This window comes from Actinomadura sp. GC306, from assembly GCF_004348665.1.
Taxonomy (GTDB): Bacteria; Actinomycetota; Actinomycetes; order Streptosporangiales; family Streptosporangiaceae; genus Spirillospora.
On the sequence record NZ_SMKM01000212.1, the window covers coordinates 1 to 11,921 of the forward strand.

General features: G+C 72.7%; 15 protein-coding genes and 1 pseudogene. 7 read left to right on the plus strand and 9 right to left on the minus strand.

All coding sequences use genetic code 11. The features are described 5' to 3' along the window. Positions 1–199: 199 nt before the first annotated feature. Complete coding sequence (locus tag E1200_RS24535) at positions 200–433, plus strand: hypothetical protein (protein ID WP_131954435.1); 234 nt, start codon at positions 200–202, stop codon at positions 431–433. 6 nt (positions 434–439) lie between these two features. On the opposite strand, the gene E1200_RS24540 is transcribed toward E1200_RS24535, so the two are convergent. Further along, on the minus strand, positions 440–1,330 hold the full coding sequence (locus tag E1200_RS24540) for an LLM class flavin-dependent oxidoreductase (RefSeq protein ID WP_131954436.1): 891 nt from the start codon (positions 1,328–1,330) through the stop codon (positions 440–442). A 59-nt stretch (positions 1,331–1,389) separates the two neighbouring features. Here E1200_RS24540 and galT point away from each other — a divergent pair, with 59 nt between their 5' ends. Continuing rightward, on the plus strand, positions 1,390–2,451 hold the full coding sequence (gene galT / locus E1200_RS24545; protein ID WP_131954437.1) for a galactose-1-phosphate uridylyltransferase: 1,062 nt from the start codon (positions 1,390–1,392) through the stop codon (positions 2,449–2,451). On the opposite strand, the gene E1200_RS35270 is transcribed toward galT, so the two are convergent. Beyond that, positions 2,426–2,557: a hypothetical protein gene (locus E1200_RS35270; RefSeq protein ID WP_279485003.1), complete on the minus strand. Its 132-nt coding sequence runs from the start codon at positions 2,555–2,557 to the stop codon at positions 2,426–2,428. The two genes, galT and E1200_RS35270, sit on opposite strands and share 26 nt — an antisense overlap. Before the next feature lie 81 nt (positions 2,558–2,638). On the opposite strand from E1200_RS35270, the gene E1200_RS24550 reads away from it, so the two are divergent. Beyond that, positions 2,639–4,096: a hypothetical protein gene (locus E1200_RS24550; protein ID WP_131954438.1), complete on the plus strand. Its 1,458-nt coding sequence runs from the start codon at positions 2,639–2,641 to the stop codon at positions 4,094–4,096. 31 nt (positions 4,097–4,127) lie between these two features. Here the strand turns inward: E1200_RS24550 and E1200_RS24555 are convergent, their stop codons facing one another. The 3 genes from E1200_RS24555 to E1200_RS24565 are packed head-to-tail and all read right to left on the minus strand — an operon-like array spanning position 4,128 to position 7,206. After that, entirely contained in the window at positions 4,128–4,928 is an 801-nt protein-coding gene (locus E1200_RS24555; RefSeq protein ID WP_131954439.1) for a sugar phosphate isomerase/epimerase family protein, read from the minus strand. Next, a complete protein-coding gene (locus E1200_RS24560) occupies positions 4,925–6,058 on the minus strand; it encodes a dihydrodipicolinate synthase family protein (RefSeq protein ID WP_131954440.1) in 1,134 nt (377 codons plus the stop codon). Before E1200_RS24560 ends, E1200_RS24555 begins: the two co-directional genes overlap by 4 nt. Further along, positions 6,055–7,206, minus strand: a complete 1,152-nt coding sequence (locus E1200_RS24565; protein ID WP_131954441.1) for a Gfo/Idh/MocA family oxidoreductase — start codon at positions 7,204–7,206, stop codon at positions 6,055–6,057. The genes E1200_RS24560 and E1200_RS24565 overlap by 4 nt, the downstream gene beginning before the upstream one ends. 219 nt (positions 7,207–7,425) lie before the next feature. Between E1200_RS24565 and E1200_RS24570 the strand changes: the two genes are divergently transcribed. Further along, on the plus strand, positions 7,426–8,484 hold the full coding sequence (locus E1200_RS24570; RefSeq protein ID WP_207933526.1) for a LacI family DNA-binding transcriptional regulator: 1,059 nt from the start codon (positions 7,426–7,428) through the stop codon (positions 8,482–8,484). A gap of 60 nt (positions 8,485–8,544) precedes the next feature. On the opposite strand, the gene E1200_RS35275 is transcribed toward E1200_RS24570, so the two are convergent. Next, on the minus strand, positions 8,545–8,670 hold the full coding sequence (locus tag E1200_RS35275; protein WP_279485006.1) for a hypothetical protein: 126 nt from the start codon (positions 8,668–8,670) through the stop codon (positions 8,545–8,547). 154 nt (positions 8,671–8,824) lie between these two features. Between E1200_RS35275 and E1200_RS24575 the strand changes: the two genes are divergently transcribed. Continuing rightward, positions 8,825–9,355, plus strand: a complete 531-nt coding sequence (locus E1200_RS24575) for an NADAR family protein (protein WP_131954442.1) — start codon at positions 8,825–8,827, stop codon at positions 9,353–9,355. Between the two features lie 155 nt (positions 9,356–9,510). On the opposite strand, the gene E1200_RS24580 is transcribed toward E1200_RS24575, so the two are convergent. Continuing rightward, positions 9,511–10,131 carry an ATP-binding protein gene (locus tag E1200_RS24580; protein ID WP_131954443.1) on the minus strand — a complete coding sequence of 207 codons (621 nt, stop codon included), beginning with the start codon at positions 10,129–10,131 and terminating at the stop codon, positions 9,511–9,513. Positions 10,132–10,158: 27 nt separating this feature from the next. Here E1200_RS24580 and E1200_RS24585 point away from each other — a divergent pair, with 27 nt between their 5' ends. Further along, a complete protein-coding gene (locus E1200_RS24585) occupies positions 10,159–10,338 on the plus strand; it encodes a Scr1 family TA system antitoxin-like transcriptional regulator (RefSeq protein WP_131954444.1) in 180 nt (59 codons plus the stop codon). Positions 10,339–10,355: 17 nt separating this feature from the next. Further along, positions 10,356–10,559, plus strand: a complete 204-nt coding sequence (locus tag E1200_RS24590) for a DUF397 domain-containing protein (RefSeq protein ID WP_243708812.1) — start codon at positions 10,356–10,358, stop codon at positions 10,557–10,559. Positions 10,560–10,761: 202 nt separating this feature from the next. On the opposite strand, the gene E1200_RS35280 is transcribed toward E1200_RS24590, so the two are convergent. Both E1200_RS35280 and E1200_RS24595 read right to left on the minus strand, forming a co-directional pair. Continuing rightward, on the minus strand, positions 10,762–10,887 hold the full coding sequence (locus tag E1200_RS35280; protein ID WP_279485009.1) for a hypothetical protein: 126 nt from the start codon (positions 10,885–10,887) through the stop codon (positions 10,762–10,764). Positions 10,888–10,934: 47 nt separating this feature from the next. Then, positions 10,935–11,921, minus strand: a pseudogene (locus tag E1200_RS24595) (germacradienol/geosmin synthase); the annotation flags it as partial.

Genomic DNA, 11,921 nt, shown 5'->3' on the forward strand with positions numbered 1-11,921 from the left:
CCCTAACACCCACCCCACCGCCGCCCTGCGCCGCAAGTCACCTGCCAGGTCCGGGCTTGGTCGCGCCTGGCCGCCGCCGCGGTGTGTGCCTTCGGTTCTGCGCGCTCCTGTCCGCCTGAGCACCCGCCGCACGTCGTGACGAGGCCCGTGCGTGGGCGGTGCTGTGGGGTTCGATCGTGTGTTCGAGTAGGGTGGAGTCGTGGAGGCTCGCGAGCATGTCCCGTTCATGTGCCCCGCGGGGCACCGGCTCTCCGCGGGGCGGGTCATCGTCGGCTGGTCACCGTGCGTCTGCCCGCCCTGCGACGGACGGGGGCGCGGCCTGCGCGGCCACCGCACCTACCTGTGCCTCGACTGCAAGGACGAGCACGTCACGACGAAGTGCTACCTCCCGCACCACGTCCCCACCAAGGACGCCGAATACCGCTGGCCCTGACGTCTCCTAGTGGCCGCGTTCCTGGGCCACCTGGGTGCGGACGGCCGGGGCCACCTCTTCGGCGAAGCGTTTGATCTGGGTTTCCTGGTCGCCTTCCGGCCAGAGGATGAAGGTGTCCATGCCGGAGCCCACCGCCAGGTCCGTCAGCTCGTCCGCCCATTGGGACGCGGGGCCGCGTAGGAAGCCCTCTGAGGGGCCGTCGGTGATGGTCCCGTTGACGTTGTAGAGCCTGCGGACGTCCGCCGGGTCGCGGTCGGCCTCCATGGCGGCGGCGTCGATGCGGGCGTGCATGCCGGGGAGCCGGGCGGGCACGGCCCAGCTCGATGACGGGACCCAGCCGTCCGCTGCCCGGCCCGCCAGCGCGAGGCCGCGCGGTCCGCCGACGCCGAGCCAGAGTTCCATCCGGTGCGCCGGGACGGGCCCCGCCTTGGCGCCCTTGAGGTGGTAGTGCTCACCGTCGAAGCGCAGATTCCGCTCGCCGCTCCAGATGCTCTTGATGACGGTGACGGCCTCCTCCAGCGCGTCCGCGGCCTCCCGGGGAGACCTGTGGGGGCCGCCGAACGCGTGGACGGCCTCCCGGAAGCCGCCCGCGCCGAGGCCCAGCTCGGCCCGGCCGCCGCTCAGCACGTCCAGGCTCGCGGCGGCCTTGGCCAGCACCGCGGGCGGGCGCAGCGGCAGGTTCGCGACGTCGGGGAACACCCGGACCCGCTCGGTCACGGCCGCGATCATGCTGAGGAGCGTCCAGGTGTCGACGTAGCGGCGCTGGTAGGGGTGGTCCTGCACGCCGATCAGGTCGAGGCCCGCCCGGTCGGCGGTGCGCGCCAGGTCCAGCAGCGGGTCGGCGGTGTTCGGGACGAGGAAGTATCCGAATTCGAGTGGCCTGCCGTAGTCGCCCATACCGCTGGGAACCCCGCCCCACGGCCGCTTGTTCCCCGCCGCTGTAGGCTCGGGCCGGTATGCACAGGACACGGGCGCGGCTGTCGGACGGCCGCGAGATCGTCTACTACGACGAGCTGCCGGGACGGGTGCCCGTCCCCGACCCGCGGGGCCTCCCGCCCGTCGAGCCGGTGTGCGAGGTCCGCCGCGACCCGCTGACCGGCGACCACGTCACCATCACCGCGCACCGCAACACGCGGACCTTCCTGCCGCCCGCCGACCAGTGCCCGCTGTGCCCCGGCGGCCCCGCCTCCGAGATACCCGACCCCTCGTACGAGGTCGCGGTGTTCGAGAATCGCTTCCCCTCGTTCGACGTGCGCACGCCGCCGGTGCCGCCGATGGTCGACGGTGTGGAGCGCGCCCGCGGCAACGGGCGCTGCGAGGTCGTGTGCTTCACCGACGACCATGCCGCGTCGATGGCGGTGCTGCCGGTGTCCCGCGTCCGCGCCGTCGTCGACGCGTGGGCGGACCGGACGGCCGAGCTGTCCGCGATCCCCGGCGTGCGGCAGGTCTTCGTGTTCGAGAACCGCGGCGTCGAGATCGGCGTGACCCTGCATCATCCGCACGGGCAGATCTACGCGTACCCGTTCGTCACGCCCCGGACGGAGCGCATGCTCGCGATGGCCGCCGGCCGCGACCTGTTCGGCGACGTCCTGGCGGCCGAACGCGCGGGATCGAGGGTCGTCACCGCCGGGGAGCACTGGACGGCGTACGTGCCCGCCGCCGCCCGCTGGCCCGTCGAGGTGCATCTGATGCCGCACCGCCACGTCCCCGACCTCGCCGCGCTGGACGACGCCGAACGCGCCGAGCTGGCCGTCCTCTACCGCGACCTCCTCCGCCGCTGCGACGCCCTGTACGACGACCCGCTCCCGTACGTCGCCGGGTGGCACCAGGCACCGGTCGGGGAGGGCCGCGACCTCGTCCGCCTGCACCTGGAGTTGTTCTCGGTCCGCCGCGCCCCCGGAAAGATCAAGTACTTGGCGGGGTCGGAGTCGGGCATGGCGGCCTGGATCAACGACGTCGCGCCCGAGGCCGCGGCCGCCCGGCTCCGCGATGTCACTGCCGGCGGAGCGTACGGGTGATCCCGGCCGCGGCCATGAGCAGGCCCGCGAGCCACGCCGCGGCCCATACCGGCCGGTAGCCGTAGCCGACCGTCACGTAGACGGGCGTCAGCTCGGCAGGTCCCACGAGCAAGGAACCTAGTGCGAACCCCCGGCAGTTCGCCGATCATGTGAGGGACGATGCAGCCGGCCTCCGGAGGGGTTCCCGATGAGCCGTGCGAAACGCAAGCAGAAGCGCACCGACAAGATGATCGCGGAGGCGCGGGAGCGGCTGGCCCGCGGCCGGGCCGACGAGGCACTCGCGCGGTACGACGAGGCGATCGACGCGATCGGGCGGTTCGCTCAGGAGGAGCCCGATGCCCTTTGGCCCCTCCAGCGCCTCGCAATCGTGTTCGTGGAGGTCGGCGCTCTGTACTCGCACATCGGCGACGACGCGCGTGCCCTCGCCGTGCTGGCCGAAGCCGAACGCACCTGCGGCGAACTGGAGGAGCGGACAAGGGCCGACGTCCGGCGGTTACGCGCCGAACTGAAGCTCAGGCAGGGACTCGCCGGCTTCGGTCTCGGTTGCGGAGCGTCGGCGGTGATCAGCCTGGACGAGGCGGTGAACCTCCGCCTCGAACTGCTCAGGGAGGAGCGGGACGAGAACGGCCCGTGCGCGCTGGAGTGCGCCTCGGCGATGATCGTCAACGCCCGGGTGCTGGCCCGGTTCGGTGACCCGCACCTGGCCGTCATCTCGGCGGAGATGGGGTACCGGGGCTATCTCGGCCAGCTCGGTGCCCCGGGCTGGGACGGTTACCACTGCGGCGAGGGGGCCGAGGTCGCGTCCGCACTGTTCGCCCGGCACGGACGGCTGGACCGCGCGCTCGCCGCCGACGAGGTCGTGGAGCTCGCCGCCCGGGAGCGGGCGGCGGCCACCGGCGCTCCCGAGGATCTCCGGCGGCTGGCCGCCGCCCTCACCGACCGGGGGCTGCACCTTCAGGCGACCGGCCGGCCGGTCGACCGCGCGGAAGGCGAGGGCCTTCTCCGGGAGAGCCGGAGCCTGGACGCGGACGAGACCCGGGAGGCCGCGGCGCGCTGGGACCGGACGCAGGCGGCGGAACCGGAACCGACGCTCGCGTCGGCGCTGGACACCGCCGTCCGGACGCTCGGCCGGGACCGCGTGCCGGCGGACCTGCCCCCGGAGTTCACCGCGCCCCTCGACGAGATGAAGGTCGTGAGCCCCGCCGGGCGCTGCCCGCCGGAACTCGCCGCGGGGTACGCCGTCCAACTCGCCGACGTGGCCGGGGCCCTGCTGCCTCTCGCCGCCGAAGACGGACTGCGGATCGGGCTCGAAGCCCACTTCCTCTTCGCCGCGGCCTGGCGCGCCGATCCGCCGGGGGCTGACGAGGTGCGCGATTGGGAGGCGCCGTGGGTCCGGCTCATCCTGGAATGCTGCCGGGTGCTCGCCGATGCCGAGCCGGGCAGGCCGCTCGGATTCGCACTGGCGCTGGACCTCGCGGCGTTCAGTACCGTCCTGATCGACAGGCTCCTCCCGTCGGCCCGCGCCGGTGGTCTCATCGAACTGCTCCACGACTGCCTGACCGAACACGCCGGCCTCCTGGAGCGCGCCGAGAACGCGGACCGGGCACGCGAGCTGAGAGACAAGGCCGCCGCCCTGCGACGCTGAAGCGGGGCCTCCGCCGCGGCCGGTGCGGGTGTCAGAGGACGTGCTGGGCGTAGCGGGACAGGGTGAGTTCCAGGGCGGCCGGGCCGGGCATGGCCCACAGGGCTTCGTTGAAGATCTCCGCCTCGATGGGGCCGGTGTAGCCGGCGGCGTCGACGGCCGTGCGGAAGCGGCGCAGGTCGATGCGGCCGTCGCCGAGCATGCCGCGTCCGGTGAGGACGCCCGCGGGGAGCGGGGTCACCCAGTCGGCGACCTGGAACAGCGCGATCCGGCCCGTGATGCCCGCGCGGGCGATGGCGTCCCATACGTCCGGGTCCCACCACAGGTGGTAGGTGTCGACCACGACCCCGACCTGGGACGGCGGGTGCGGCGCGGCGATGTCCAGGGCCTGGCGCAGGGTGGACACCACGCAGCGGTCGGAGCAGTACATCGGGTGGAGCGGTTCGATCGCCAGCGTCACGCCGTGCTCGCCGGCGTAGGGTGCGAGTTCGGCGATCAGGTCGGCGACGCGGGAGCGGGCGCCGTCGAGGTCGCGGGACCCGTCCGGCAGGCCGCCGGCGACCAGGCACAGGACGGGCGCGCCGAGCGCGGCGGCCTCCTCGATGGCGCGGCGGTTGTCGTCCAGGGCGTCCCGCTCCTGGAAGAAGCCGCCCCGGCACAGGGACGTGACCGTCAGGCCGTGGTCGCGCATGAGCTTGCCCGTGCGGGCCAGGCCGTGGTCGGCGACGGGCTCCCGCCACAGCCCGACGCCCGTGACGCCCTCGGCCGCGCAGCCGATGGCGAGGTCGGGCAGGCGCCAGTCGCGCGTCGTCCACTGGTTGAGGCTGAACCTCATGGGGCGGCTCCTTGGACGGTCAGCCAGGCGCGCATCCGGTGCGCGGCGAGGGCGGGGTCGGGGAAGAGGCCGGCCGCGTCGGCGAGCCGGAACAGCCGCACCATGTGCGGGACGGGCCGCGCGCTCTCCAGCCCCCCGACCATGCGGAAATGCCGCTGGTGTCCGGCGAGCCAGGCGAGGAACACCACGCCGGTCTTGTAGTAGAAGGTCGGGGTCTCGAACAGGTGGCGCGCGAGCGGAACCGTGGGCGCGAAGATCTCCCGGTAGGACGCGGTGTCACCGGCGTCGAGCGCCTGCAGCGCCGCCGCGGCGGCGGGGGCGATCGGGTCGAAGACGCCGAGCAGCGCGTCGCTGTGGCCTTCGGCGTCCCCCAGGATCAGTTCCGGGTAGTGGAAGTCGTCGCCCGTGTACAGGCGGACGCCGGGCGGGAGGCGGCGGCGGAAGGCGATCTCGCGATCCGCGTCCAGCAGCGAGATCTTCACCCCGTCGACCCGGGGCGCGTGGTCGGAGATCAGGGTGAGCAGCGCGTCGGCGGCCGCGTCCAGGTCTGGCGAACCCCAGTAGCCGTGCAGGGCCGGATCGAACATCGGCCCCAGCCAGTGCAGCACCGCGGGCCGGCTGACCTGCGACAGGAGCCGCCCGTACACGAAGGCGTAGTCGTCCGGGCCGCGGGCGGCGGCGGCCAGGTGGCGGCTCGCCATCAGCACCGGGGCGGCGCCGGCCGCCTCGACCACGGCGAGCTGCTCCTCGTAGGCGGCGGCGATCTCCTTCGGCGCGGCCGGTCCCGGCGGCAGCTGGTCGGTGCCGGCGCCGCAGACGATCCGGGCACCGGCTGAAAGCGCTTCCCGACCGCTCCGCGCGATGAGCTCCCGGGTCGCCGCCCAGTCCAGGCCCATGCCGCGCTGCGCGGTGTCCATCGCCTCCGCGACGCCCAGCCCGTGCGACCAGAGGTGGCGGCGGAACGCCAGCGTGGCGTCCCAGTCGAGCCCGTCGCCGGCCGGACCGGCCACGACGTGCGCCGCCGCGTACGCCGCCCGCGACGTGCTCGGCCGGGGCTGCGGGTACGTGCGCGGCTCGCCCATCGTGTGGACGACCGACGAGCCGTCGTCCCCCGGCAGTTCGATCCTCATCGGGGCAGCTCCGGAACCTCCAGGCGGCGGCCCTCGCGCCACGCCCGCAACCCCAGCTCCGCGAGCTGCACCCCGCGCGCGCCCGCGTAGAAGTCCCACGGGAAGCCGTCCCCGCCGGCCACGTGCCGGAGGAACATTTCCCACTGCGTCTTGAACCCGTTGTCGAACTCGGCGTTGTCGGGGATCTCCTGCCACTGCGCCCGGAAATCCTCGGTGGGCGGCAGGTCGGGATTCCACACCGGCTTCGGCGTCATCGCCCGGTGCTGGACGCGGCAGCGCCGCAGCCCCGCCACGGCGGACCCCTCCGTCCCGTCCACCTGGAACTCCACCAGCTCGTCGCGGAACACCCGGGTCGCCCACGACGAGTTGATCTGCGCGACGATGCCGCCGTCCAGCTCGAAGATCCCGTACGCGGCGTCGTCGGCGGTGGCGGCGTACGGCTTGCCGTCCTCGTCCACCCGCTCCGGGACGTGCGTCGCCCCCAGCACCTGGACGGACCGCACCGGCGCGACCACGCCGTCCAGCACGTACCGCCAGTGGCAGAACATGTCGAGGATGATCCCGCCGCCGTCCTCCGCCCGGTAGTTCCAGCTCGGCCGCTGCGCCTCCTGCCAGCCGCCCTCGAACACCCAGTAGCCGAACTCGCCGCGCACGGACAGGATCCGGCCGAAGAACCCGCCGTCCACCAGGCGCTTCAGCTTGAGCAGGCCCGGCAGGAACAGCTTGTCCTGGACGACGCCGTGCCGCACGCCCGCCTCGTCCGCGAGCCGCGCCAGCGCCAGCGCGCCCGCCAGGTCCTCCGCCAGCGGCTTCTCGGTGTAGACGTGCTTGCCCGCCGCGACCGCCGCGCGGATCGCCGCCGCCCGCGCGCCGGTCACCTGCGCGTCGAAGTAGACCTCGGTCTCCGGACGGGCGAGCGCCTCGGCGAGATCGGTCGTCCAGGCCGCCAGCCCGTGCCGTTCGGCGAGGTCGCGCAGCTTGGCCTCGTTCCGCCCGACGAGCACCGGCTCGGGCCACAGCACGGTGCCGTCGTCCGCGCGGACCCCGCCCTGCTCCCGGATCGCGAGGATCGAGCGGAGGAGGTGCTGGCGGTACCCCATCCGCCCGGTGACGCCGTTCATCACGATCCCGATGGACCTGCGTGCCATCCCGTTCCTTCCCAACCTGTCGTGTCCGGCCCGGTCAGCGCGGTGCGGCTGCCCGCCGGAGGGCTCGCGGGCCCGCGGCGCGCCGTGCGCGTACTGCGCCGATGCCTGGGAAAGCGCGTTCAGAAAGCGCTTTCTGATGTACCGTAGAAACCGCCGCCCGCGCGGTCAAGAGGGGTGTTCAGCCGGACCCGCCGTGCGCGGCGCGCCGAGGGGGGCGGGATGACGGAAGCGGCGGAGGAGCACCGGGCCGCCGGCCGGGCCTACGTGACGCTGCAGGACGTCGCGCGGGAGGCCGGAGTGTCGCTCGCCACCGCGTCCCGCGTCCTGAACGGCACCTCGCAGGTCCGGGCCGACCTGCGCGAGCGGGTGCTGGAGGCCGCGTCCCTGCTCAGCTACACCCCGAACGCGCACGCGCAGGCGCTGGCCAGCGCGTCCAGCAAGTCGGTCGGGGTGATCTGCCACGACGTCAGCGACCCCTACTTCGCCGGCGTCGCCCGCGGCGTCATGCGCACCGCCGCCGAGCACGGCATGCTCGTGATGCTCGCCAGCACGTTCCGCGACCCCGCCCGCGAGGTCGAGTACGTGGCGATGCTGCGCGCCCAGCGGGCCCGCGCGATCCTGCTGATCGGCTCCGGTTTCGAGGACCGCGACTGGGAGCGCGCGATGGCCGCCGAGCTCGACCCGTACCAGCGCACCGGCGGCCGCGTCGCCGTCCTGTCCCGGCACCGCAGCCTCAAGGTCGACGCCGTGCTGCCGCAGAACCGGGAGGGCGCCGCCGCTCTCGCCCGCGCGCTGCTCGACCTCGGGCACCGCGACTTCGGCGTGCTGACCGGCCCGCGCACCCTCACCACCGTCTCCGACCGCCTCGCGGGCTTCACCGGCGCCCTCGCCGAGGCGGGCGTCGCCGTCCCCGAGGAGCACATCGTCGAGGCCGCCTTCACCCGCGACGGCGGCTACGCGGCCGCGACCGGGCTGTTCCGCCGCGGAACCCGTCCGACCTGCGTGTTCGCGGTCACCGACGTGATGGCGATCGGCGCGCTCGCCGCGTTCCGCGACCACGGCGTGTCCGTGCCGGACGACGTCTCCCTCGCCGGCTTCGACGACATCCCGATCGTCCGCGACCTGACCCCGCCCCTCACCACCGTCGCCCTCCCGCTCGGCGCGATGGGCGAGCGCGTGATGGGCCTCGCCCTCCGCGAGCCGTCCGCCCGCCGCAGCCGCATCGAACGCGTCGACGGCGAGGTCGTGCTCCGCGCCAGCACCGCCCCGCCCCGCTGAAAACGAAGAACCCGTCCGGAGCTCCGGACGGGTTCCCATCTATCGGCCTGGTACGGCCGCTCAACGCGCCGCGAGGCCGTTCTCTTTCGCCTCGGTCTCCGCGGGACGCTCGGAGTCCGTCTCCGGACGCCGCTCGGGCCACGCGACGATCCTGGTGCGACGAGGGTTCGCCAGAGGGGTGCTCATCGTTACCGTTGTCCTCCTGTTCGGTCCGACCGCGACAAATGTTCCCGACGACCACCCTCGTTCCGCAAAATGGTCTAGACCGCGACGTCCGCGCCCCCTTTCCGGAACGGAAATCCGGTCGCCACCCCCTCTCGTCTCCTGGGAGCCTTTCCGCATGGACGTAGCCGAGCTGGTCCGCCGCCAGAATCAGGGAGAGCACCTGGAGTTCGTGTTCTTCTGGGGGCACGAGACCCCCGGACCGGGCTTCCTGAGCCAGTGGTGCCCGTCCCCGTTCACGGTGGACGGCGTGACGTACGCCACCGCCGAGCACTACATGATGGCCGAAAAGGCCCGCCTTTTCGGCGACGACCAGCGGGCCGCCGCCATCCTCACCAGCCCGGACCCGCGCCGCGCAAAGGACCTCGGCCGCCGCGTCAGGAACTTCGACGAACGCACCTGGAAAGAGCACCGGGTGGCCATTGTCACCAGAGGCAACGAGGCCAAGTTCGCGCAACACCCCGACATGCGCGACTACCTCCTGAGCACGCACCCCCGCGTCCTGGTGGAGGCGAGCCCCCGCGACCGCATCTGGGGCATCGGCCTACGCGCCGACGACCCCCGCGCCAAAACCCCCGATTCCTGGCAGGGCGAAAACCTCCTGGGCTTCGCCCTAATGACCACCCGCGACGCCCTGGCCGCCGCCTGACGAAGGGCCGCCAGGGCGGCCGGCGCCCCCGGCGGGCTCGACCTCGACTCTTGGTTCCCGACAACTTCCTCGCGCTGTTCCGGCACGACGCCGCCTGGACGACGGGCGGCGGCAAGCGGCTCTTCGCCCCCACCGACTGAGCCACCTGATCGGTCCTACGGAGCGGTGAAGCCGTCGAGGTGGCGGACGACGTGTTCGGTGGTCTCCTGGAGGTCGATGAGGGGACGCCGGAGGTAGCGGCGGGGGCCGTCCCGCCAGCAGAAGTGCCCGGGGTGAACCCAGACGTTGAGGCCGGGGAGCATGACGACGGAGAGGCCGTCCGCGCCGGTGGTGCGCGTCCCCTCGAAACCTCGCCGCGCGATGTTGAGCAGGAGGCACTGCGCAGCCGTCCCCGGATGCACCTCGTAGCCAAGCCCAGGCCAGTTCCGGGGCAGCGGCAGCGCGAACCACACGGCCTTGCCGGGGATGGCTTTGGCGCCGATGCGGGATCGCGTCGGTGCGCTGCCCCAGTCGGCGGTGACCTCGCGGACGATTTCGAGGCCCTTACCGTGCTCGCACAGCAGCCCTGCACCGGACGTACGGGGGAGCGACGTCCGCGCGCAGTCGAAGACGGAGACGACGAGCTGTGGCCGGGGGACGGTTCGGGCCCAAACCCACAGCTCGGGCGCGGCGGGCGGACGGTCGCCCGGCGCGGGCCTTCCGTGCCGGAGCGCGTTGGTGGCGATCTCCGACACGGCGAGCCGCCCGTCCTCATGCCCGTTGCCGCAGGTGGTCACCCTGGTGTCGTCGGCAGCTTCGCCGTCATGGGATTCCCGCAGCGCTTCACCCCGAACGTCGTCTACGTCGAGAACATGACCAGCGCCCTGTACATCGAGGACGAGAAGGAGGTGCATACCTACTCGCTGGCGTTCGAACAGATGGCGGCCATGGCGCTGAGCCCAGAGGAGTCGCTGGCTATGCTCGAACGACTAGCGCGACAATGACCACATGGAGGGACAAAGTGTCCAACCTCCCTCTCGCTCAGGCGGTCTTCCGTAAGAGCAGCTACAGCGACGGCGGCAACGGGTGCGTGGAGACCTGCGTTCTCGGCTCCCGGCGTCTCGTGCGCGATTCCAAGAACCCGGAGGGTGGCGTCTTGGCTTTGGAGCGGGACGTGTGGGCCGCCGTGGTGTCGCGAATCAAGCAGGGGGCGTACGACCTCTGACGCGGCCGGGCGCGGTCGCCGGAAACGCGAGCGACCCGGACTCACCCACGATTCCCTGCCCTGCTTCGTCGCAGACGACTCACGCCGGTTGAGGCGTTCCTGGACGTCGGCGGCGGTGACGGCCACGGCCGGACCGGGCTGTTCCCGGTGGCCGCGGCCGTCACCAGCACCTTGATGTCGCAGGCCACGGAGGTCGGCAGGGTCAGACGTCTTTCCCGCCCTTGAGGAACTTCCGGATCCGCTCTGGTACGTCGGCGGGCTCGATTCCGAGTTCCGCCGTGCGCTGCTGACCGTAGGACTGGAGGTCGCGCATCTGCTTCGCCAGCATTACCGAGGTCCTGGTGTGAGGGTCTCGGTGCGGGGGTGTCGTTCGGGTCATGTTCCGTGGTGGGCTGAGCGGGTGAAGAGGTAGATGGCCGAGGTGCCTAGGCCGGTTGGTTTGGGGATGCGGGGGAGGGTTTCGCGTTCGTTGTAGCGGTCGGTTTCGCGGTGCCATTTGAGGATGCCGGCCAGCCAGTCGCGGAGTTCGGCCACGTAGGCGGTCAGGGCGGTGCGGGCGGTGTCGTCCAGGGCCAGGTCGTCGGCGAGGGCGGGGACTTCGCGGGTGGCCAGGTGCTCGAACTGGCGGCGGCGGGACGTGATGAGGTCGTTGACGATGGGGAGGGCCTCGTCGCGGCCGCAGCCGAAGAAGTTCTCGATGGCCAGGACGCCGTTGTTGAGCTCGCCCTCGTACTCGATCTCCTTCTGGTAGGAGAAGCAGTCGTTCAGGAGGCAGGCGACGTCCATGGCGGAGGCGTCGAGCTCGCGGAGGGTGCGGGTCTCGAAGACGTGGGCGGGGACGGCGTGGGCGTGCTCGATGCGGGAGAGGCTCATCGTCAGCTCGGAGCCGAACGTGTGGCGGCGCATCTCGATGTAGTCGACGGGGTCGGGGATGCGGCCCTGGAGGTGGTTGTTCAGTTCCCAGACCCAGCTCTCGACCATGTTCTCGACGGCGGCGCGGAACTCGCGGCGGCCGCGGTCGTCCATCGGGGCGGCGGTGCGGCGCCACAGGTCGGCGAGGGACGCCTCGAAGGCGTTCTCCGGGGCCGGGGTGGTGCCGCAGTCCAGCGGCAGGAACGCGGGGACGCGGGCGTTGAAGAGCTTCGCGCCGGCCATGTCGCGGTCGCGGTCGAACAGGGCGGGGAAGTAGTCGTCGCCGTAGGTGCCGCAGGCGAGCCACTGGGTGGCGAGGTCGAGCGCCTCCGGGCCGGCGTCCGGGTCGAGGGACGCGGCGCAGATCTCCAGCGCCATGCCGGTCAGCGTCTCGGCCGTCCAGACCGGGGCGGGCAGCCGGGGCTGCGGGGAGAACATGCCCATCTCGCG